The organism is Pseudomonas sp. NPDC090208, from assembly GCF_044746785.1.
GTDB lineage: Bacteria > Pseudomonadota > Gammaproteobacteria > Pseudomonadales > Pseudomonadaceae > Aquipseudomonas.
This window is the reverse complement of record NZ_JBIVCU010000002.1, coordinates 1-19,806: the sequence shown is the minus strand read 5'-3', so window position 1 is coordinate 19,806 and position 19,806 is coordinate 1. Positions and strand designations below refer to the sequence as shown.

General features: G+C 62.5%; 20 protein-coding genes and 1 pseudogene. 9 read left to right on the top strand and 12 right to left on the bottom strand.

What is annotated here, in order from left to right:
• Nucleotides 1–54: 54 nt before the first annotated feature.
• From ACIPL0_RS03140 to dhaL, 5 genes are all read left to right on the top strand, one after another.
• Nucleotides 55–1,056, top strand: coding sequence for a substrate-binding domain-containing protein (locus ACIPL0_RS03140; RefSeq protein ID WP_400593827.1), 1,002 nt, complete (start codon nucleotides 55–57; stop codon nucleotides 1,054–1,056).
• 61 nt (nucleotides 1,057–1,117) lie between these two features.
• Entirely contained in the window at nucleotides 1,118–1,876 is a 759-nt protein-coding gene (locus ACIPL0_RS03135) for an SDR family oxidoreductase (RefSeq protein ID WP_400593830.1), read from the top strand.
• Nucleotides 1,877–1,907: 31 nt separating this feature from the next.
• Nucleotides 1,908–3,041 carry a zinc-binding dehydrogenase gene (locus tag ACIPL0_RS03130; RefSeq protein ID WP_400593833.1) on the top strand — a complete coding sequence of 378 codons (1,134 nt, stop codon included), beginning with the start codon at nucleotides 1,908–1,910 and terminating at the stop codon, nucleotides 3,039–3,041.
• Nucleotides 3,042–3,096: 55 nt separating this feature from the next.
• Nucleotides 3,097–4,098 (top strand): dihydroxyacetone kinase subunit DhaK, encoded by a 1,002-nt coding sequence (locus ACIPL0_RS03125; protein ID WP_400593836.1) that lies wholly within the window; start codon nucleotides 3,097–3,099, stop codon nucleotides 4,096–4,098.
• 3 nt (nucleotides 4,099–4,101) lie between these two features.
• Entirely contained in the window at nucleotides 4,102–4,749 is a 648-nt protein-coding gene (gene dhaL, locus ACIPL0_RS03120) for a dihydroxyacetone kinase subunit DhaL (RefSeq protein WP_400593839.1), read from the top strand.
• A gap of 321 nt (nucleotides 4,750–5,070) precedes the next feature.
• Here the strand turns inward: dhaL and ACIPL0_RS03115 are convergent, their stop codons facing one another.
• Nucleotides 5,071–5,559, bottom strand: a complete 489-nt coding sequence (locus tag ACIPL0_RS03115; protein WP_400593842.1) for a phosphate-starvation-inducible protein PsiE — start codon at nucleotides 5,557–5,559, stop codon at nucleotides 5,071–5,073.
• Between the two features lie 239 nt (nucleotides 5,560–5,798).
• Here ACIPL0_RS03115 and ACIPL0_RS03110 point away from each other — a divergent pair, with 239 nt between their 5' ends.
• A complete protein-coding gene (locus ACIPL0_RS03110; protein WP_400593845.1) occupies nucleotides 5,799–6,062 on the top strand; it encodes a YebG family protein in 264 nt (87 codons plus the stop codon).
• Nucleotides 6,063–6,301: 239 nt separating this feature from the next.
• On the opposite strand, the gene ACIPL0_RS03105 is transcribed toward ACIPL0_RS03110, so the two are convergent.
• From ACIPL0_RS03105 to ACIPL0_RS03095, 3 genes are read right to left on the bottom strand one after another with little or no spacing between them, the layout of a single operon-like run.
• Nucleotides 6,302–7,936 carry a GMC family oxidoreductase gene (locus ACIPL0_RS03105; RefSeq protein WP_400593848.1) on the bottom strand — a complete coding sequence of 545 codons (1,635 nt, stop codon included), beginning with the start codon at nucleotides 7,934–7,936 and terminating at the stop codon, nucleotides 6,302–6,304.
• Nucleotides 7,933–8,487 carry a sugar dehydrogenase complex small subunit gene (locus ACIPL0_RS03100; RefSeq protein WP_400731289.1) on the bottom strand — a complete coding sequence of 185 codons (555 nt, stop codon included), beginning with the start codon at nucleotides 8,485–8,487 and terminating at the stop codon, nucleotides 7,933–7,935. The genes ACIPL0_RS03105 and ACIPL0_RS03100 overlap by 4 nt, the downstream gene beginning before the upstream one ends.
• A gap of 2 nt (nucleotides 8,488–8,489) precedes the next feature.
• Complete coding sequence (locus ACIPL0_RS03095; RefSeq protein ID WP_400593853.1) at nucleotides 8,490–9,893, bottom strand: c-type cytochrome; 1,404 nt, start codon at nucleotides 9,891–9,893, stop codon at nucleotides 8,490–8,492.
• 524 nt (nucleotides 9,894–10,417) lie between these two features.
• Between ACIPL0_RS03095 and ACIPL0_RS03090 the strand changes: the two are divergent.
• A pseudogene (locus ACIPL0_RS03090) lies at nucleotides 10,418–11,293 on the top strand (MCP four helix bundle domain-containing protein); the annotation flags it as partial.
• Nucleotides 11,288–12,151 carry a methyl-accepting chemotaxis protein gene (locus ACIPL0_RS03085; RefSeq protein WP_400731326.1) on the top strand — a complete coding sequence of 288 codons (864 nt, stop codon included), beginning with the start codon at nucleotides 11,288–11,290 and terminating at the stop codon, nucleotides 12,149–12,151. The pseudogene ACIPL0_RS03090 and the gene ACIPL0_RS03085, both read left to right, overlap by 6 nt.
• 215 nt (nucleotides 12,152–12,366) lie before the next feature.
• Here the strand turns inward: ACIPL0_RS03085 and ACIPL0_RS03080 are convergent, their stop codons facing one another.
• From ACIPL0_RS03080 to ACIPL0_RS03045, 8 genes are all read right to left on the bottom strand, one after another.
• Nucleotides 12,367–12,963 (bottom strand): alpha/beta fold hydrolase, encoded by a 597-nt coding sequence (locus tag ACIPL0_RS03080; RefSeq protein WP_400593856.1) that lies wholly within the window; start codon nucleotides 12,961–12,963, stop codon nucleotides 12,367–12,369.
• Nucleotides 12,963–13,736 (bottom strand): putative DNA-binding domain-containing protein, encoded by a 774-nt coding sequence (locus ACIPL0_RS03075; protein WP_400593859.1) that lies wholly within the window; start codon nucleotides 13,734–13,736, stop codon nucleotides 12,963–12,965. The genes ACIPL0_RS03080 and ACIPL0_RS03075 overlap by 1 nt, the downstream gene beginning before the upstream one ends.
• Nucleotides 13,733–14,578 (bottom strand): DUF692 domain-containing protein, encoded by an 846-nt coding sequence (locus ACIPL0_RS03070; RefSeq protein WP_400593862.1) that lies wholly within the window; start codon nucleotides 14,576–14,578, stop codon nucleotides 13,733–13,735. The genes ACIPL0_RS03075 and ACIPL0_RS03070 overlap by 4 nt, the downstream gene beginning before the upstream one ends.
• Before the next feature lie 725 nt (nucleotides 14,579–15,303).
• A complete protein-coding gene (locus ACIPL0_RS03065) occupies nucleotides 15,304–16,635 on the bottom strand; it encodes an acetamidase/formamidase family protein (protein ID WP_400593865.1) in 1,332 nt (443 codons plus the stop codon).
• A 97-nt stretch (nucleotides 16,636–16,732) separates the two neighbouring features.
• On the bottom strand, nucleotides 16,733–17,008 hold the full coding sequence (locus tag ACIPL0_RS03060) for a hypothetical protein (RefSeq protein ID WP_400593868.1): 276 nt from the start codon (nucleotides 17,006–17,008) through the stop codon (nucleotides 16,733–16,735).
• A gap of 51 nt (nucleotides 17,009–17,059) precedes the next feature.
• Nucleotides 17,060–17,836, bottom strand: coding sequence for an alpha/beta fold hydrolase (locus tag ACIPL0_RS03055; protein ID WP_400593871.1), 777 nt, complete (start codon nucleotides 17,834–17,836; stop codon nucleotides 17,060–17,062).
• A 52-nt stretch (nucleotides 17,837–17,888) separates the two neighbouring features.
• Nucleotides 17,889–18,329 (bottom strand): DoxX family protein, encoded by a 441-nt coding sequence (locus ACIPL0_RS03050; protein ID WP_400593874.1) that lies wholly within the window; start codon nucleotides 18,327–18,329, stop codon nucleotides 17,889–17,891.
• Nucleotides 18,329–18,601, bottom strand: coding sequence for a DUF2282 domain-containing protein (locus ACIPL0_RS03045; RefSeq protein WP_400593877.1), 273 nt, complete (start codon nucleotides 18,599–18,601; stop codon nucleotides 18,329–18,331). The genes ACIPL0_RS03050 and ACIPL0_RS03045 overlap by 1 nt, the downstream gene beginning before the upstream one ends.
• 384 nt (nucleotides 18,602–18,985) lie before the next feature.
• On the opposite strand from ACIPL0_RS03045, the gene ACIPL0_RS03040 reads away from it, so the two are divergent.
• Nucleotides 18,986–19,444, top strand: a complete 459-nt coding sequence (locus ACIPL0_RS03040) for an REP-associated tyrosine transposase (RefSeq protein WP_400593879.1) — start codon at nucleotides 18,986–18,988, stop codon at nucleotides 19,442–19,444.
• Nucleotides 19,445–19,806 lie beyond the last annotated feature (362 nt).

Below are 19,806 nucleotides of genomic sequence, written 5' to 3'. Positions count from 1 at the left end.
GATGTGCTGTGCAAAAACGAAACGACCAACAAGACCACAACAAGGAGTTCGTTCATGAAAGCAGGCAAGACATTACTGGCCGCCCTGGCCCTTTCCGCCCTCGCCACCGGCATTGCCCAGGCGCAGACCTACAAGATCGGCGCCGCCGTGTACGGCCTCAAGGGCCAGTTCATGCAGAACTGGGTCCGTGAAATCAAGGAGCACCCGGCGGTCAAGGACGGCACCGTGCAGATCACCGTGTTCGACGGCAACTACGACGCGCTGACCCAGAACAACCAGATCGAAACCATGGTCACCCAGCATTACGACGCGATCATCTTCGTGCCCATCGACACCAAGGCCGGTGTCGGCGCCGTGGCCCGCGCCGAGGAAGCCGGGGTGCCGGTGATCGCCTCCAACACCAAGGTGGCCGGTGACAAGGTGCCGTATGTCGGCAACGACGATGTCGAAGGCGGCCGCCTGCAAGCCCAGGCGATGGTCGACAAGATCGGCGGCAAGGGCAACGTGGTGATCATCCAGGGCCCGATCGGCCAGTCGGCGCAGATCGACCGGGAAAAAGGCGAGATGGAAATTCTCAAGAAAAACCCGGACATCAAGGTCATCGAAATGAAGACCGCCAACTGGTCGCGGGCCGAATCGCTGACCCTCACCGAAGACTGGCTCAACGCCCACCCCAACGGCGGCATCTCCGGAATCATCGCGCAGAACGACGACATGGCCCTCGGTGCGCTGCAGGCGGTGAAATCCCGCGGCCTGTCGCCGAAAGACGTGCCGATCACCTCCATCGACGGCATGCCTGACGCGATTCAGGCGGCGAAAAAAGGCGAAGTCACCACCTTCCTGCAAGACGCTCAGGCGCAATCCCAGGGCGCCCTCGACGTGGCCCTGAAAAAACTCATCGGCGCCGACTACAAGCCGCGCTCGGTGATCTGGGAGCGCTACGCCAAAGACGTGAAATGGGCTGATGGCAAGGACCAGCTGTACATCCTGCCGTGGGTGCCGGTGGTGCACACCAACGCCGACGCGCTGTATCAGCAGGTCACCGCCGCCAAGTAAGGCTTTTCGTCCACCGCAACCGGGGCGGGCTGTGCTGGCCCGCCCTGCAAGGAGCCATTCGATGTCCGGATTTCTCAAACGCGCCTTCGACCTCACGGGCAAGACCGCCGTCGTCACCGGTGCTGGCGCCGGGATCGGCCAGGCCTGCGCCACCCTGCTCGCCGAATGCGGTGCGCGGGTCGCCCTGCTCGACCGCGACCCGAGTGTGGAGAACGTCGCCGCCGAACTGGGCAGCGAACATGTCGGCGTGGTCGCCGACCTGCGCCAGCTCGACCAGGTGCAGCGCGCCGTCGACAGCGTCGCGACCCGTTTCGGTCGCATCGATTTCCTGATCAACAGCGCCGGCGTGGTGTTTCTCGACAAGGCGCTGAATGTCAGCGAAGAGGCGTGGGACACCACCCTCGACATCAACCTCAAGGCCAGCTTCTTCGTCGCCCAGGCCTGCGCCCGCCACATGATCGACCAAGGCAGCGGGCGCATCGTCAACCTCGCCTCGCAAGCCGCCGTCATTGGCCTGGACCAGCACGTTGCCTACTGCGCGAGCAAGGCAGCGGTGGTCGGCATGACCAAGGTGCTGGCCATGGAATGGGCGCCTCACGGCATCACCGTCAACGCCGTGTCGCCGACCATCGTCGAAACCGCGCTGGGCAAGAAAGCCTGGGCGGGCGAGCGCGGTGAACAGGCGAAAAAACAGATTCCCGTGGGCCGTTTCGCCCAGCCCGAAGAAATCGCCGGGCTGGTCCTGTACCTGCTCAGCGGCGCCGCGCAAATGATCACCGGCGAAAACGTGGTGATCGACGGCGGTTACAGCATTCAGTGATTTGCATCTTTTCTTTTTCGTGAGGTTTTTTATGTCTGCCGTCATCGAACGCACACCGGCCACCAGCACCTCCAGCGACCACCTCAACCCGGTGATCCCGGCCACCATGCAGGCGGTGGTCTGCTACGGCCCGGAAGACTACCGGCTGGAACAGGTCGCGGTGCCGACACCCGGCCCGGAAGAAATCCTGACCAAGGTCGAGCTGTGCGGCATCTGCATGGGCGACATCAAGACCTATCGCGGCGCGCCGTCCTTCTGGGGCGACGATGAACAGCCGCGCTACGTGAAGCCGCCAATGATCCCCGGCCATGAATTCGTCTGCCGTGTGGTCGCCCTCGGCCCCGGCGCGGAAAAGCGCGGCGTGAAAGTCGGCGACCGGGTGATTTCCGAACAGATCGTGCCGTGCTGGGGCTGCCGCTTCTGCAACCACGGCCAGTACTGGATGTGCCAGAAGCACGACCTGTACGGTTTCCAGAACAACGTGCAGGGCGCCATGGCGCAATACATGATCTTCACCAAGGAAGGCATCGTGCACAAAGTGCCTGACGCCATCGCTCCGGACGAAGCCATCCTCATCGAACCGCTGGCCTGCTCGCTGCACGCCGCTGACCGCGCCGACGTCGGCCTCGACGACGTGGTGGTGGTCGCCGGGGCCGGCACGCTGGGCCTGGGCATCATCGGCGCGGTGCGCCTGCGCAACCCGAAACGCCTGATCGTGCTGGACATGAAACCCGAGCGCGCCGAACTCGCCCTGCGCATGGGCGCCGACGAAGTGTGGAACCCGGCACAGGAAGACGTGCAGAAGAAAATCCGCGACATCACCGACGGCTACGGCTGCGACATCTATATAGAAGCCACCGGGCACCACAAGGCGGTCAACCAGGGCCTGGCGATGCTGCGCAAACTGGGGCGCTTCGTCGAGTTCAGCGTGTTCAACGACGAAGCCACCGTGGACTGGTCGATCATCGGCGACCGCAAGGAACTCGACGTGCTCGGTTCGCACCTGGGGCCGTACATGTACCCGCGCGCCATCGATTTCATCGGCAACCGCAAGATTGACATGCGCGATGTGGTCACGCACAAATTCGCACTGGCCGACTTCAAGGAAGCCTTCGCTGTCATGGAACGCGGCGACCGCTCGCTGAAAGTCGTGCTGGAGCCCTGATCCGACAGGCACGTATCAACACGCTTCAACAAGAAAAAGAACAAGGAAACGCGTCATGAATCGAGTCATCAACGATGCGGATCTGGTAGTCGAGGACATGCTGCGCGGCATCCTCGTCGCCCATCCGCACCTGCGTCAGCACGAAAACAATCCCCGCGTCATCACCAAGGCCAAGGCCTCGCCTGCCGGCCGCGTGGGCATCGTCACCGGCGGTGGCTCCGGCCATGAACCGGCGTTTCTCGGCTATGTCGGCCAGGGCCTGGTCGACGCCGTGGCGGTCGGGGAAATCTTTTCCTCGCCGACCGCGAAAAGCTTCTTCGACGCCTTCCGCGCCGCCGATCATGGCGCGGGTATCGCCTGCCTGTACGGCAACTACGCCGGCGACAACATGAACGTCAAACTGGCCATGAAAATGGCCGCCAGTAAAGACCTCGAAGTGCGCACCGTGGTCGCCAACGACGACGTGGCCTCCGCGCCGAAAGAAGAAATCCACAAGCGCCGCGGTGTGGCCGGGGAAATCTTCATGTGGAAAATCGGCGGCGCGGCGGCGGCACAGGGTTACGACCTGGGCGGCGTGATTCGCGTCGCGCAAAAGGCCGTGGACCACTGCCGTTCCATCGGTGTCGGCCTGACCCCGTGCACCATCGCGGCGGTGGGCAAGCCGAACTTCCAGATTCCCGACGGGCAAATGGAACTGGGCATCGGCCACCACGGCGAACCAGGCATCGAAGTGGTGCCCATCGAACCGGCCGCCGCCATGGCCGAGCGCATGCTCAAGCCGATCCTCGCCGACCGTGATTTCAGCCGGGACGACAGCGTTGTGGTGCTGGTGTCGGGCCTCGGCGCCACGCCGGTGATGGAGCTGTACATTTTCTACGCCGAGGTCGAGCGGCTGCTCACCGAGAAAGGCCTGAAGGTGCATCGCTGCTACGTCGGCAACTACTTCACCTCGCTGGAAATGATAGGCGTGACCCTGACCCTGCTCGGTCTGGACGACGAACTGAAAACCCTGATCGACCAACCCTGCCAGTCCATCGGCATGACCCAGACGGAGTGAACCATGAGCCAGCACTTTTCCAGCGCTGACGGCAGCGCCATCGTCGGCGATCTGGTCAGCGTGATCGTCGCCAACCGCGAATACCTCAGCGAAGTGGACGGCGCCATCGGCGACGGCGACCACGGCATCAACATGGCCAAGGGCTTTGCCCATTGCGGGCGCAGCATCGAAGGCAGACAGCTTTCACTGGCCGAAGCCCTCGACGAACTGACCCTGAGCCTGATGGAAGGCATCGGCGGCTCCATGGGCCCGCTGTACGGCAGCCTGTTCATCGGCATGGCCAACGAAGTGCGCGACAGTGAAACCATCGACGCCGCGCGCTTCGCTCAACTGCTGCGCGGCGGCCTGACCTCGTTGCAGGACATCACCGACGCCGGCGTCGGCGACAAATGCCTGATGGACACGTTGATTCCAGCGGTGGAAGCCGCGGAAAAGGCCAGCGCCGAGGGCGCGTCGTTCGGGCAGATGCTGGAACAGGTAAAAACGGCTGCATCGCAGGGGCGTGATTCGACCAGGGATCTGGTCGCCAAGATCGGCCGCGCCAGCCGCCTGGGCGAACGCTCACTCGGCGTGCTGGATGCCGGAGCGGTGTCCTGCTGCCTGATCCTCACCCGCCTGGCGGACTCGGTGCAGCCAAGGCTGCAGCGGTAAACACTTTTTTTGTAGGAGCTGGCTTGTCCTGCGAGCGGCGGGGAACCCGTCGTAAAACCTGCGAATGCGGTTGACCTGATACAGCGCGTTTACCGGATTTACGACGACTCCGTCGCCGGTCGCAGGACAAGCCAGCTCCTACAGATCTGGCGTTGCTCGCAGGGGCTTTTGATTCTGGCCGAGGGCCTGTAGGAGTGAGCTTGCTCGCGATAGCGTTGGGTCAGTCAACTTCGCAGCGCCTGGCCTGACGCCTTCGCAAGCAGGACTCCCCCACAGAAACGCTGTGCCGGCGACCAGACAGATGCCCGACACAACACCCCATCAAATCTCCCCCTTCTCCTCCACCAGCGCACCCTTCTTGTTGCTGTGCGGGTCCGGCACTTTTACCGATGGAAACTGCGACGACGCGTAGCGCACCACCAGGATCGCGAAGGCCAGCAGCAGGATTGCACCACTGAGGTACACAACGCCCAGGTCCGCTGGCGCATGGTGCGACACGTCGGAGATCAGCAGGCGGGTCAACGCGGTGATTGCCACGTAGATCAGGAAGCGCACGGGCATGTGGTTGGTCTTGAAGTAAATCCCGACCATCGCACCCAGTTCCAGGTAGATGAACAGCAGCAGGATGTCATCGACGGTGATGTGGCCTTTCTCCAGCATCCCGAGAAACGCCATGACCGCCGCCCATGCGGTGACCGCGCCGATGGCGAACAGCGCCAGGTAGTGGAAGGTTTCCACGAACAGGTTGCCCAGCGACTCGGCGCAACCGTGGACACGTTGACGGAGGGATTCGGCCCAGTTGATTTTCACGATGAACTTCCTTGAGTTGCCCGGTACGGATGATGCAATGCACGTGTGACGCTTGTGTCAGTGCATTTAAGGGGCCATGGGCTACCTTTGAGAACGTGACCGGTTGTCGCAAGGTGTTTCGGCGTGACGAGGAGTGAATTGCCACTATTCAGGCCGCAGTGATTGCCGTATGCTGCGCACTGTATATAAACACAGTACTTATTTCACAACGACTATCGTGAAGGCATATGAGGTGGTAAATGGCCGTCGAAGTGGTATACCGCAGCAGCCGCGATCTGGAGCGCTTGTTCATGGATAAAGCCGAAGCTGACCGTCATGACAAGATGCTCGAACTCGCCGAGTTGCTGGCTAGCGTGCTGACCAAGGCAGTGCCGTCGCTGTCCGAGGCACAGGTTGAGGAGGCCGGTATTTACATGGCCAAGAACCGCGACGTGTTCGCCCGCGCGTTCAAGAACCAGCCGGATGCGTTGAATGAGTTGTTGAGCGAAGAAGCGCCCGAGTAATCCCTACGCCTCAACACCGTCCGTAGGAGTGAGCTTGCTCGCGATCGCAGTGGACCAGTCAATGAGAGGTTGACTGATAAGACGCCAATCGCGAGCAAGCTCACTCCTACAAGGGATTGCGGTGGGCCTGGAAGTTGACTGGCCCGACGCCTTCGCCAGCAAGCCGGCGCCCACGGCCTGCGGCCAGAAGCGGACCGCCACCGCCGGCAAGCCGGACTGCTACGGGGTATGCAACCGGCTCAGACCTCCTTCACCAACACATCGGCAATGCGGATACTCAGGGCCGCACCGGTCAATGTCGGGTTCACGCAGGACGAGGACGGCATCACGCTGGTACCGGCGATGAACAGGTTGTGGTGGTCATGGCTGCGGCAATCGCGGTCGACCACCGAGTCTTTCGGATCGTCGCCCATGATGGTCGTGCCCATGATGTGCTGACGGTTCTGAAAGCCGGTGTCGGTGCTGAGAATGTCAGCATCGAGCAGGCTGGCGAACTGTTTGAGATCCTCCACCGCTTTCTCTTTGCCGGCGTGCCAGTAGTCCGGGACGCTGTAGTAGATCTCCGGCACCGGCAGGCCGATGGCGTCGAACTTGGTCTTGCTCGGCGTGACACGGTTTTCCGGCAGCGGCAGGGTTTCGAAGTCCACCGCCCAGTTCAGCGAACGCGCCGATTGCAGGCGGATCTGCTCGTCGAGTTTCGAGCCCAGCACGCCCTTGGCGATCAGGTTCGAGGTGATCTGCGATGTAGGCACGGTGTTGCGCACCTTGATCTTGTAGCTCGGGTAATCCTTGCGGAAACCACCGTCGCGGCTGTTCAGGTACACCAGCAACTGGGTCGGCCCCTCGCCCGGCCACATGTCTTCCTTGGTCATGACGTTCATGCTGATGCCGGTGTGGTCCATCAGGTTGCGCCCGACCTGGTCGGAAGAGTTGGCGATGCCGTTCGGGTATTTCTCCGAGGTCGACATCAGCAGCAGTTTCGGCGACTCGATGCCGTAGGCCGCGAGCACGAAATAGCGGGCAGTCAGTTTGTGCTTCGACTTGTCCGGGCGCATGTACCAGATCGCCGTGATCTGGCCGTCGTCACCCGCCTCGATCTTGTACACCACCGAGTTGTCCAGCACCTTGGCGCCGTGACGTTCCGCTTCGTCGATGTGCATCGAGCCGTCGTACTTGGCGGCAATCGGGCAGACCGGGTTGCAGTTGTTGTTGCCGGCGCACGGCGGGCGCTTGCCGTAAGGGCGAGTGGCGCGGCCGTTGGGTTCGAGGATCGGGTTGTAGCCACCCTTGCTCAGCAGCTCCGACAGGCGGGTGAACATGTAGCTCGGCTTGAGCCCTTCCATCGGGTACGGGATCGAACGCGGCGGGAACGCTTCACCGCCCTGCCCGCTTTCGTCCTGACCGTCGACACCGGACACGCCCAGCTCGGTTTCGGCCCGCGCGTAGTAAGGCTCCAGTTCGTCATAGCTGATCGGCCAGTCGCGGCCACGGCCATACAGCGACTTCAATTTGAAATCGTTGGGCAGCATGCGCCACAGCGAAGAGCCGAAGTGCCAGGTCGTGCCGCCGACCACACGCAGGTAGGAGGTGTTGTACTTCACCGGCCCGACCTGTTGCAGATAGTCACCGTAGGTGGACGGCGCGTGGGGCAGGCTCGGGTACGGCGAGCCGGCGCCCTGCAACTTGGCGTTGGCCAGCGACAGCTTGACCGGGGCATTGCGGAAGGTTTCCACGACGTCGCGGCGGTTCACCCGGGGACCGGCTTCCAGCACGATCACCGATTTGTTCGCCTTGGCCAGGTCAGTGGCGATCAGACCGCCCATGACACCGGAACCGATGATCACCACATCGGCGTCGAAATCAGTGCTGCTCATACGTTGGAATCCTGCTTGGCTGTTGGTTTGGGGCCCCAGGAAGCAGGGCCGCCGCCGTAAGTGGGGATCGCGAGAATGCCGTGGGTCGGCTGGTACATCACGGCTTCGGAGTAACTGATCAGCTCGGCATCGGCCGGCTCGCCGACGATGCCCAGGTACCAGGCGGAAACGATGCTGGTCGCCGTGGCTTTCAACGACGGATCGGGCTGGGCCTGTGCCAGGTACTCATCGACATGCTTGTAGCCCTGCTCGCTGATCAGTTGCTTGAGAGCGATGACATTGCCGGCAAAGTTCGGCGCACGTTTGGCCAGCGCCGCCTGATAACGGGCCGCCAGCACCGGATTGACCGGACGGCTGATCAGAAATTGCGACAGCGCAATGAAGTCGCCCGCCGACACTTCTGCGGCGAAGACCGATTGCAGCGGCGTCAGGCCACCGAGCATGGCGGCAAGGCCCAGCGTCACCGAGCCGCGCAGCAGGCTGCGACGGGAAAAGCCCGAAGAGATTTCGGCAGACGCCGGTGTTGCAGTGTTCATCAGGGAAGTCTCCATTCTCAGGCCTCCAGGCGACGGCGGCGGGACATCAGGGCCCAGACCACAAGGCCGATCAGCACGCAGACCAGGATGATTGCCGGGACGGTGAATTTCGCCATCACCGCCAGCGGCGCCTTGGGGCCGCCTTCACGAACCTGAGCCACGTCGGCGGCGGTCACTGTCTTGTCGGCATGGCCGTAACGGCTGAGCACGTAGTTGCTGACGTCGGCGATCTGCTGATCGCTCAAGCGGTCGGTGAACAGCGCGTCAGGACCAAAGCCCGGCATGTCGATGGCCACGCCGTCGACTTCGCGGTGTACGCCATAGACGATGGTGGCGATCAGATTGGTGCTGCTGCTGGTCGCGGTGTTGTGGAACAGCGACGGGTATTCCTTGTTGCCTTGGCCATTGGGTTGGTGGCAGTTGCCGCAGGTGCCGCTGAAGATGTGCCAGCCCGGATTGTCTTCCGGCTTGCCGCCACGCAGGGTCAGCTCGTCGGTCGAGGCCTGGCCGTATTCGTGACGGGCCTTGCTTTCGCCGTTGCTGATCGGCTGGGTCTGCAGCAGGTAGGCGGCGATGGCCTTGAGGTCGGCGTCGCTCAGGTGTTGCAGGCTGTTTTCCACGGCTTCGGCCATGGGTCCGGCGGCCTGCGCCTTGCCTTCGACATGCCCGCTGCGCAGGTAGGCGAAGATCTCGTCGCCCGACCAGGCGCCGATGCCGCTGACCTTGTCGGAGGTGATGTTCGGCGCATACCAACTGCCCAGCGCACCACCCGCCAGCGCCTTGCTGTTGTCAGCGGCCATCAGCACGTTGCGCGGGGTATGGCAGGTGTCGCAGTGGGCCAGGCCGTTGACCAGATAGTCACCGCGGTTGACCTCGGCCGACTTGGCCGGGTCCGGGGTGAAGCGCTTGTCACTGTGGAACAGCGCGTTCCAGCCGATCATCGAAGCGCGGACATTGAACGGGAAATCCAGCGCGGTTTTCGGTGTCGGCGCATCGACCGGCTGCACTTCGTGCATGAAATAGTCGTACAGCGCGGCGATGTCGCTGTCGGTCATTTTCGAGTACGAGGTGTACGGCATCGCCGGATACAGGTGCGTGCCGTCAGCGGTGACGCCATCACGCACCGCGCGGGCAAATTCCGCTTCGCTGTAATTGCCGATACCGGCGGTTTTCGACGGTGTGATGTTGGTCGACCAGATCGTGCCCATTGGCGAGCTGAGCGGATAACCGCCGGCAAACGCCTTGCCCCCCGGCACGGTGTGACACGCCACACAGTCGGCTGCCACGGCCAGGCGCTTGCCCGGCGATGCGTTGTCGTCCAGTGCCTGCCCATGGGCTGCACCTGCGCTGACGACCATTAATGTGAACAGACCTGCAAAGGTCCGGCCCACACTCCTCCCCTTACCCACGTAACGCGACATGATTCCTGCCTCAGGCGACTGCTTTCTGGTTTTTGTCCACGGTGTGTGAAGCGCGAACGCACTCGGGCCGTCAGCCGAAAAAGCGGGGCCTAAGTGGTACGATGTCTTATGATTTTTTTGAATATTTCACAAAGGATAACATCTTGCAACAAAATAAAGCGGCAAAATGCCACATCCGCCATATTTGGTGAAAACGCTCTATAACGGTACTTATGGAAGAAATCACCAACAAACAAGACGGCATAAGCGCCATCCTGCCTTTCTGGTCCGTGATTATTTGTTACGTGGAATGAAAAATTATTGAACTCTGGTGCGGCAACTTTCAGTCAAAACCGCCAATGTGCCATTTTTGCGCAAAAACCGTCCCCTCTTCCGTTGCTTTTCGCGTGCCACCGAGGCCAGAAACCGCGTAGCCAAGCCCTGGAAACCTCCCGAATCCAGCTGCCAATTCGCGTCCTTAATCAGCCTTAAAAGCCCTGAATAGAGCGGTTAATGGCAAATTAACATTTAGTAACCCTTTAGCCATGGACAAGCGCGCCGATAGAGATATGACAACCGTTCGTCGCCATAGGGCGATACGGCGTTTTTCATCATCACAACACTCGGCAGGACGTCAGATGAGCTGGACCCAGGATGCAAGACTCTCGACCAAATTGATCACCGCTTTCGCGCTGTGCGCCTTCATTACGCTGGGCGTTGGCGTGCTGGGCAGCCGGGGCGTTTCGCAGCTCTCGGAGAGTCTGAGACAGGTCTTCGGCAACAATCTGGTGTCCGTCGCCAACACCGACCAGGCCAAGATCAAGGCCGTCGGCCAGACCCGTGACATGTACCGGCTCTATGTGGCGACTCAGGCCGGGCTGCCACAAAGCGTGAAGGACGAATTCATCGCCTCGATGAATGCCAACCAGGCCGCCAGCGAGAAAGCCTTCGCCCTGTACCGCTCCCGCCCGCTGGTCGACGATGAGCGCGCCGCCGGGGATCAGATGGAAAGGGACTGGCCGGTGTATCAGGCCATCGTGCAGCGTTACGTGGCGCTGATGAGGGCCGGTGATGTGGAAAACGGCCGCGCCTTGCTGCTGGGTGATCTGCAGAAAGCCTATCGGGGCGTCATGGACGAGTTGACCATCATGACCAACTCCAACGACCGCCAGGTCGGCGAAGGTGCAGCGGCCGCCGCTGAACTGGAGTCGTCCGCGAAAGTGTCGCTGTACACCGGCATCGGCCTGGCATTCGTGGCGGCCATCGCCCTCGGTCTGTTCATCAGTCGCCTGATCAGCAGGCCGATTGCCCGTGCCGTCGCCAGCGCCCAGAGCATTGCCGAAGGCGACCTGACCCAGCGCATCGTCAGCACCGGGCGCGACGAGACCGGCCAGTTGCTCAGCGCCCTGGCCGAGATGCAGCACAGCCTGAAAAGCACCATCCAGCAGATCGCCAGCGCCTCGGAGCAACTGGCATCCGCCTCGGAAGAAATGACCGCCGTCACCGATAACTCCAGTCGCGGGCTGGTGCGGCAGAACGATGAAATCCAGCAGGCAGCCACCGCCGTCACGGAAATGACCTCCGCCGTCGAGGAGGTCGCGCGCAATGCCGTGTCCACGTCCGAAGCCTCGCGGGCCGCCAGCGAGCAAGCCATCAATGGCCGTGATCAGGCCCGCAGCGCCGTCAGCGCGATCAACAGCGCGACCACTGAAATCGCATCGTCGACCACCATGGTCCAGGACCTGGCCGAACAGGTGCGCGACATCGGCAAGGTGCTGGATGTGATTCGCGGCATCGCCGAACAGACCAACCTGCTGGCGCTCAACGCTGCGATCGAAGCGGCACGGGCGGGCGAGCAGGGTCGCGGGTTTGCGGTGGTTGCCGATGAAGTGCGGGCGCTGGCCGCGCGCACCCAGGCCTCGACCGGGGAAATCGAAGGCATGATCAGCCGCGTGCAGAACAGCGCCGATCAGGCTGTCGGCGCGATGGGCAAAAGTCAGGCGCTGGTGATCGACACCCAGGCCCTGGCCCATCAAGCCGGACAGGCGCTGGAGCTGATCGCTGACGGTATCTCGCAAATCAACGACCGCAACCTGGTAATCGCCACCGCCTCGGAAGAACAGGCCAATGTCGCCCGTGAAGTCGACCGCAACCTGGTGAACATTCAGGACCTGTCCACCCAGACCGCCGCCGGTGCCCAGCAGACCAATACCGCCAGCCAGGAACTGTCCAGCCTGGCGCTGTCGTTCAATACCCTGGTCAGCCGGTTTCGGGTGTAACGCGCCAGCCTGCCACGAAGCAGATCTGATTTTTGCAGGAGCGCGGCTTGTCCCGCGACCTGCAGACATTCGACCGGCCAGACAGATGCCTCAGGTGGGAGGGAGCCCTGCTCGCGAAAGCGGTGGGCCAGCCGACATTGCAGCGCCTGACTCGACGCTTTCGCGAGCAGGGCTCCCTCCCACAGCCTTGGGCCAGCAGCAACAGCCGGCGGACATCACGTTCGCCACTTGCCCTCCTTCGCCAGCGTGACCACCACGTCGGCAACGACAGATGGTGTGTCCTGCGGCGGCTGATTCAGCGACACCAGTCCGACACAGCGGGTCGGCTTGAGCAGCGCTGCGGTGCTGGCAGCTCGTCCGCCCTCGGCGTAACCGGCCAGCACCGCTTCAGGGACGTGCAAGGCGTTCATCAGGTCGATCACATCCTGCCCCAGCACGGCCAGCTCTTCCGAACGAGGCGTGGTGTCGTCCAGGTAAACGGTGCTGCCGTGCCCGCGCAGGTACGGCACGATCACCCGCAAACCCTGTGCAGCCAGCAACGGCGCAACGCCAGCGAAGCTCTGAATGTCGCCCGCCGCACCGTGCAGCAGAATCACCGCCCGCCCCTCTTCCGGCCCGGCTTCGTAGTAGCTGATGTCGAGGATGTCAGTGCTGACCTGTTTGATAGGCGCCAGCGCGGCCAACCGCTTGATGCTGTCGGCAGCTGGTTCTCTGGCGGCGAGCGCCGGGGCCAGGCTACCCATAGCCAGTGCGGCAATACCCACGGCGGACGACGCCAGAAAATGCCGGCGATTGAGTGTGAATCCGTTCATTACAGGTGCTCCTCGGATTGAGTGTCGCTGTCGACACCGGTGATCAGTTCGCTGCCCAGCCAGTTGGCGAGCAGTTCCCCGGCTTTCGCCACGCCCTCGCTTTCGCCCAGTTGCTCGACCAGCATTTCGCACAGGCCGACAAAGCTCGGATCCTGTTGCAGGTGCAGCAACGCGGCGTATTCCAGGCCGTCGACATCGCGCAGCCGTGACGTGAAGCCACGCCGCCAGACCAGCAGCCCGCCCGGTATGGCGAGCATTTCGCTCTCCGGTGCCGGCTGGTCTTCGCACAGCGCGCTCCAGATCGCCTCAACGTTGGTGGTCAGTTCGTGCAGGCGCAGCGATGGGGTGAAATGCAGTCGAGCGTTGTCCCAGTCGATGCTCGCCAGAGCGTCCGGCGCCAGCGGGTCGGCATCGGCGGCAATGAAAGCTTCGCCCAGCGCCTGCTCGATCCAGGCCAGCTCGTGGATATCCGGGTTGTGCGGAAAGCGCTTGAGCAGGGTTTCGCCGAAGTGCTCGGAATAGGCGTCCAGCGTCCAGGCGTACGGCGGACAATGGTCGATGTGGGCGATGGCGGTGTTGCGGAACTCGTCTTCGCCCAGCCAGGTGCGCAGGTGCGGGAAGGTGTTTTCCAGACAGGTCACCAGTTGCACCCGGTAGTTGTTCTGGTAGACCGCCAGGCCGGTAGCGGCATGCACCGACAGGCGATCGGCGGCATCTTCCGACGCCTCGACCAGCCAGGCCTGAAAGTCGCGCTGCAAGGTCGCCAGGATCATGCGGCATCTCCTGCGCGGCGCAGCGCCTCTTTGGCGCCGAGGTTGCGGGCAATCGCCAGCTCAGCCAGCAGTTCGGCCAGCGGCGGGATGTCGTCGTCGCGCTCGATCATGGTGGCGACCGGGCCGAGCAGCGAAATCGCCTTGGCGTACAGTTCCCAGACGTCGGTACAAACCGGGCTGTCATGGGTGTCGATCAGCAGATCCGGGCCCTGACTGTGACCCGCCAGGTGAATCTGCCGCACGCGTTCGGCGGGGATGCCGTCGAGAAAGGCCAGTGGATCGAAGCCATGGTTGCTGGCGCTGACGAACACGTTGTTGACGTCCAGCAGCAGTTCGCAGCCGGTACGGCGGGACATTTCGGCGATGAATTCCCACTCGGTCATCGCTGCATCGGGAAAGCTCAGGTAGCTGGACGGGTTTTCGAACAGCATGGTCCGACCCAGTGCATCCTGGGCCCGGGAAATATTGGCGCAGACGAGGTCCAGCGCTTCATGGGTGTAGGGCACCGGCAGCAGGTCATGGGAGTTGAAACTGCCGATGCGCGACCAGCTCAGGTGGTCGGAGACGAACAGCGGCTGGATCTCGTCGACCAGATTTTTCAGGCGCTTGAGGTAGTCGGGATTGAGGCCGTCGGCCGAGCCGATGGACATCGACACGCCATGCAGCACCACCGGATGGCGCTCGCGAACCTGCCGCAGAATATGGCGCGGCTGGCCGCCGGCGACCATGAAGTTTTCCGAAATGACTTCAACGAAATCCACCGGCACGGTGGTTTCCAAAAAGTCACGGTAGTGCTCGCGGCGCAGACCCAGTCCATAGCCTGAAAAAACTGCTGACATCATGCGTACTCCACTGAAAGAGGTGGCTGACGACGCCGGCGATAAGTCATGCCCAGGTCGTCACGGGATACACAGATTTAACCGCGCGCCTGTATCCCCTCTGTGTCCCGCCGTCGGGGCAAACGTGGGCCGATGTATCTGCGCGGGGGCGATATACAGTTCGATACAAAAGGTCTGAGGACGATCCTTGTGGGAGGGAGCCCTGCTCGCGAAGGCGTCAGTCCAGTCGACATCGCAGTGTCTGGGCTGCCTCTTCGCGAGCAGGGCTCCCTCCCACGGGATTGGGGTGTTTGGTGAGAGTCGGCATGGCGCAAAAACTATAGGAGCGGGCTTGCCCGCGAAAGCGGTGGGTCAGGCAATGCGGCATTGTCTGCACTGACGCCTTCGCGGGCAAGCCACGCTCCCACAGGTGTGGAGTCCTGCTACCGGTTGGGCATGAAGGCTTTTGATTCTGGCCGCAGGCCGTGGGAGGGAGCTCTGCTCACGAAGGCGTCAGTCCAGTCGACATCGCAGTGTCTGGGCTGACGCCTTCGCGGGCAAGCCACGCTCCCACAGGTGTGGAGTCCTGCTACAGGTTGAGCATGAAGGCTTTTGATTCTGGCCGCAGGCCGTGGGAGGGAGCTCTGCTCGCGAAGGCGTCAGTCCAGTCGACATCGCAGTGTCCGGACTGACGTATTCGCGGGCAAGCGCGCTCCTACAGGTGGGGGGTGTTACGCGGGACGCTGTCATCAGAGCTGATATTTCTCGCGCACCAGATGGCCGATGCCCATGCGGTCGAGGATGTGCATCGGACACAGGAAGGTGACGCGCACGGTGCCCGGCAGACGGCTGATTTCGATGGAGCCGGCGATGGTCGCGCGGTTGCGCACTTCGTCGTAGGACAGGCCGGTCACGGCAGCGGCACGTTCAAGGCCGTTTTCGGTGGCGACGTTGAGGTTCTCCCCGCTGCCGAGGAAGGTGATCGGGCCGTTTTCTTCGATCTCGGTCTGCCCCCAACGCGCGCCCAGCTCGCGCACCTTGCGCCGTTGCTCGGGCGTCATCGGCCGTGCCATCGGCGGCAGGTCGTCGAAGTTCTGCAGCAGGATCGGCCCTTCAATCGTCAGGTGCTTGATCACTTCCACGGTCAGCTCGGTTTCACCCGACACATCGGTAGCGTGCCCGGCGATTTCGCCGTTGCCCTGCTGAGCGTGCATGTCGCCCATGTACACACCGGCACCCGGCACCTTGACCGGGCAGATCAGGATGCAACCTTCACGCACCGAGTTGGTGTCCATGTGGCCGTCGGTCTTGGCCGCGTGCAGCTCTTCGCGGGTCATGCCGAAGCGATGTGGCGCACCGATCAGGTATTGACCGAAATCGGCGCAGTTGTGCGAGTCCGGCAGATCGCGGGACGGCGTGGTGCCCATGTTGCCGAGGAATGGACGCATGTGCGCGGCCAAGCCCGGCATGTCGGCGCGGGCCAGCGACAGGATCGAATGCTGCTCGGCGGTTTCCGGCAGCGCGGACATTTCCGAAGCATTGCCAGCCAGGCGATTGGCAATCTCCTGATTGACCGTCAGGCTGACCTGATTTTCCTGATCCAGCACGATCACATAGCCGTTGCTGAAGCGGAACGCGTTGACTTCGGCGCCGCAGTTGTCGCACCGAATGGCGTCTTCACCAATGCCCTCGACATGACTCGCCGGGTGCTCGGTGCCGCATTCGGAGCAGAATTTGGAAACGAAGGGGTCGCCGTGATAGCGGCCTTCGACGAAGCTCATCACACCCGATGATGTGGCGATGGAAGTGACGCGCATGCGGGTGATTTTCAGTGCCACGGCATCGCCGACTTCAGCCCCCTCGATGGCCACTGGTTCGGTGACTTCGTGCCCGCCCTGGAACGCCGGGGTGATCATCGGCCCCCAGCAACCCGGCGGCGTGCCGGTGATCAGGGTGCCGCCATTGGCCAGCGGGCCCAGCATGGGCTGGCTCGGGCCGATGATGCCGTTGGTGTAGCGGGTGACGGTCAGGCGCTGGACAGGCGCTTTTGCAGAGGTCGGATCAGGCAGGACGGTGCTCATTGTTGTCATCCTTCACGTGGACGTGAGGTGCGGCGGCCAGAACAGGCCGTCGATAGGGAAAAGAAAAGCCCGCCATCGAGGCGGGCTCTGTGCAGGCTTACTTCGGCTCGGTCAAGGTGCCGCCGGCCTTCAGGCACTCGGACGGGGTCTTGACGATCACGCCCTGGCCTTTGCAGCTGTTCAGGCCTTTGCAGTCGTTCTTGGCGGTGGCACACAGGCTTTCACCCTTGCAGCCGTTGACGCCGTAGCAGCGGCCCGGCTTTTCGGCGCCGGCATCGGCAGCCGAAGCGCCGACGCTGAAGGAAGCGGAAGCCAGGGCCAGCAGAGCGGCGGCGGTGGCGATGCTGAAACGGGATTTGTTGGAAGCGATCATGGGTGTTTCTCCGATAGGTTTGGGTTCAATCAACAACGTCAGCGAACGGGCTTACTTGACCGCCAGGGCGGCGTCTTCAATCACTTGAGCAACGGCTTCAGGCTGCGAGATGTACACCGAGTGGCTGGCCTTGATTTCGGTGACCTTGGAGCCGGCACGCTTGTACATCCAGCGCTGCAGATCCGGGTTCAGGGCACGGTCTTCGGTGGCGACGATGGCGTAGGTCGGCTTGTTGTGCCACGCGGCGGCCCAGGCCTGGGCACCGAAAGTGGCGGTGTTCGCGGCAGGCTGCGACGCGGCCATGAAGTCGGTGCGGTTGGTGGTCAGGTCACCGGCGAAATCGGTGGCGAACTTGGTGCGATCGAAGAACAGGTGGCCGTCACGGGTCGGACGGATGTCATCGCTTGGCGACGGCATCGACGCGATCAACTGGCCCATGCTTTCGCCGACTTCAGGCTGCAGGGCGGCCACGTAGACCAGCGCCTTGACCTTGTCGCGGACACCGGCTGCGCTGATCACGCCGCCGCCGGAACTGTGACCGACCAGCACCACCGGACCGACCTGCTGGTCGAGGATTTCACGGGTGGCGGCGACATCTTCGTCCAGGTTGGTGGCTGGCTGCGGCACCACGGTGACCTTGTAGCCCTTGTGGATCAGGATGTCGTGCACGACCCGCCAGCCCGAACCGTCAACGAACGAACCGTGAACGATGACGATGTTCTTCGCGCCGGTCGCTGGTACCGGTGCGGCAGCCGGGGTCGCGGCGGCGGCAAAAAACGGGGCGGCCACAGCCATGACGCCAAGGGCGAGTTTGGAAACAGTACGCATGGTGACTCTCCACAGGGGCCGGGTGGCCCCGTTCAGTTTTCAGGTTGTTTGTTCAACGACGGGCGGTGCGAAACCGTCCGAAAAACAGCTCGTCCAGCGACCAGCGCCCCGCGCCGTAGACCACCAGCGGCAACAACAGGCCCGCCCAGGTCAGGTGCGTCGGCCAGGCGTCCGGGTAAACGAACATCTCGATCACCGCGGTCATCGCCAGCAGACCGGCAGCGGCCGGCCGGGTCGCCAGACCGAGTACCAGCAGCACCGGAAACAGATGCTCGGCGTAGGTCGCCAGGTGCGCGGCCAGATCGGTCGGAATCAGCGGCAGCGCGTACTCGTACTGGAACAGTTGGTAAGTCGAAGGCTTGATCGTCAGCAGCCCGGTCACCTTGGTGCGTCCCGAGAGGAAGAACACCGAGGCGATACCGATGCGCGCGACCAGCAACAGAAAGCCGGGCATGGCGGCCCGCAGCGCAGGCGCCAGAATCAAGCCGCGCATCACTTCTGTTCCGTCAGCGAGCCATAGCCTTTCGGCGTCTTGATCGAGGTGCAGGTGCCTTTGTCCACCAGCACCCAAGCGTTGCCCTGGTAGTCGGCGACAGCGGTGGAAGCGCACGAAGTGCCCGGGCCAGCGGCGCAGTCGTTCTGACCGGCGAGGGACACGCCGTAGCATTTTTCTTTCGGCGCCTGATCGGCCGCCGAAGCGGTGCCGGCAATAGCGGTCAGCGACAGAGCCAGGGTGGCGGCAAGGGCGGCGTATTTAGTCTTCATGTCTCATCTCCTGCACGTTAAGAATGTGGGCCGTTCCGGCATCCTGTTGAGGTTTCAGGTTCGAAACCGGCGGCGCCTTTCGGTGAGGAGATTTAATCGCGGGGCTGTATCTCGTCTGTGTCGCGGGACAGGCCAAAGCCTTTGCAGATGTATCTCTCGGGGGGCTGTACACAGTGCGATACAAAGAGGCGGGGAATAAAACCGATCGGCAAGACTTACACGAACCGCGCCCGCGTTCTGGCCGGCTCCTACAAATGCGCGGTGTGCCCTGCCGCCTGTCTTTCGCCTAAGGCACGCGTCCATTCACATCCAGAAGCAGACTGGGCATTCAACGAATAAGTCAGCGCACTAGCCTTTTTCCTTTATCGAAAGAAGGGGTGAAGCGTGCCAAAGACTTACCACGCCGACAGATTGCGTTACGGGCGTCATTCTCAAACCCAGCAGATTTATCTGATTACTGCTGTCACCCGAAGCCGCACGCCTCTGTTCCAGGATTGGCAAACCGGCCGCTTGCTGGTGCATCAATTTCGACGAGCCCAACTGGACGGGTGGGCCGATTCATTGGCATGGGTCGTGATGCCGGATCATTTTCACTGGCTGCTCTCACTGGGGGCATGTGACCTGTCGAACCTGATACTTGCGACCAAATCCCGCGCAGCTCGTGAAATAAATGCCCACTTGGGAAGGAGCGGCGCTGTCTGGCAGCGAGGATTCCATGATCGGGCCATCCGTTGTGATGAGGATTTGCCAAGCGTTGCGCGCTATATCGTTGCAAATCCGATTCGGGCCGGGCTGGTGAAACGGGTACAGGATTATCCGTTATGGGATGCAGTCTGGCTCTAGATTGACGCTGCCTGAAAGCCAGGTTCGCCAGCAAGCCGGCTCCTACGGGGATGTGGGGTGTCAGGGCGATGCGGGGCTGATCGTGGACGCGGTCCGCTTCTGGCCGAAGGCCGTGGGAGCCGGCTGGCTGGCGAAGGCGTCGGGTCAGTTGCATCAATGTCGCCTGACACAACAGCTCGCCAGCAAGCCGGCTCCTACGGGGGTGTGGGGTGTCAGGGCAATGAAGCGCTGATCGTGGACGCGCTCCGCTTCTGGCCGAAGGCCGTGGGAGATTCTATGTTTGGGTTGTACTCCCCAAACATCTCCCAGGAACGTATTCGCTCTGATTGCGCATCAGCGAAAATGCAACCTGCGCCAGCTTT

Coding starts and splice junctions, on each gene's coding strand:
- ACIPL0_RS03140 (WP_400593827.1), top strand. CDS start 55: ATGAAAGCAGGCAAGACATTACTGGCCGCCCTGGCCCTTTCCGCCCTC.
- ACIPL0_RS03135 (WP_400593830.1), top strand. CDS start 1,118: ATGTCCGGATTTCTCAAACGCGCCTTCGACCTCACGGGCAAGACCGCC.
- ACIPL0_RS03130 (WP_400593833.1), top strand. CDS start 1,908: ATGTCTGCCGTCATCGAACGCACACCGGCCACCAGCACCTCCAGCGAC.
- ACIPL0_RS03125 (WP_400593836.1), top strand. CDS start 3,097: ATGAATCGAGTCATCAACGATGCGGATCTGGTAGTCGAGGACATGCTG.
- dhaL (WP_400593839.1), top strand. CDS start 4,102: ATGAGCCAGCACTTTTCCAGCGCTGACGGCAGCGCCATCGTCGGCGAT.
- ACIPL0_RS03110 (WP_400593845.1), top strand. CDS start 5,799: ATGGCCGTCGAAGTGGTATACCGCAGCAGCCGCGATCTGGAGCGCTTG.
- ACIPL0_RS03105 (WP_400593848.1), bottom strand. CDS start 7,936: ATGAGCAGCACTGATTTCGACGCCGATGTGGTGATCATCGGTTCCGGT.
- ACIPL0_RS03100 (WP_400731289.1), bottom strand. CDS start 8,487: ATGGAGACTTCCCTGATGAACACTGCAACACCGGCGTCTGCCGAAATC.
- ACIPL0_RS03095 (WP_400593853.1), bottom strand. CDS start 9,893: ATGTCGCGTTACGTGGGTAAGGGGAGGAGTGTGGGCCGGACCTTTGCA.
- ACIPL0_RS03085 (WP_400731326.1), top strand. CDS start 11,288: ATGCAGCACAGCCTGAAAAGCACCATCCAGCAGATCGCCAGCGCCTCG.
- ACIPL0_RS03080 (WP_400593856.1), bottom strand. CDS start 12,963: ATGAACGGATTCACACTCAATCGCCGGCATTTTCTGGCGTCGTCCGCC.
- ACIPL0_RS03075 (WP_400593859.1), bottom strand. CDS start 13,736: ATGATCCTGGCGACCTTGCAGCGCGACTTTCAGGCCTGGCTGGTCGAG.
- ACIPL0_RS03070 (WP_400593862.1), bottom strand. CDS start 14,578: ATGATGTCAGCAGTTTTTTCAGGCTATGGACTGGGTCTGCGCCGCGAG.
- ACIPL0_RS03065 (WP_400593865.1), bottom strand. CDS start 16,635: ATGAGCACCGTCCTGCCTGATCCGACCTCTGCAAAAGCGCCTGTCCAG.
- ACIPL0_RS03060 (WP_400593868.1), bottom strand. CDS start 17,008: ATGATCGCTTCCAACAAATCCCGTTTCAGCATCGCCACCGCCGCCGCT.
- ACIPL0_RS03055 (WP_400593871.1), bottom strand. CDS start 17,836: ATGCGTACTGTTTCCAAACTCGCCCTTGGCGTCATGGCTGTGGCCGCC.
- ACIPL0_RS03050 (WP_400593874.1), bottom strand. CDS start 18,329: ATGCGCGGCTTGATTCTGGCGCCTGCGCTGCGGGCCGCCATGCCCGGC.
- ACIPL0_RS03045 (WP_400593877.1), bottom strand. CDS start 18,601: ATGAAGACTAAATACGCCGCCCTTGCCGCCACCCTGGCTCTGTCGCTG.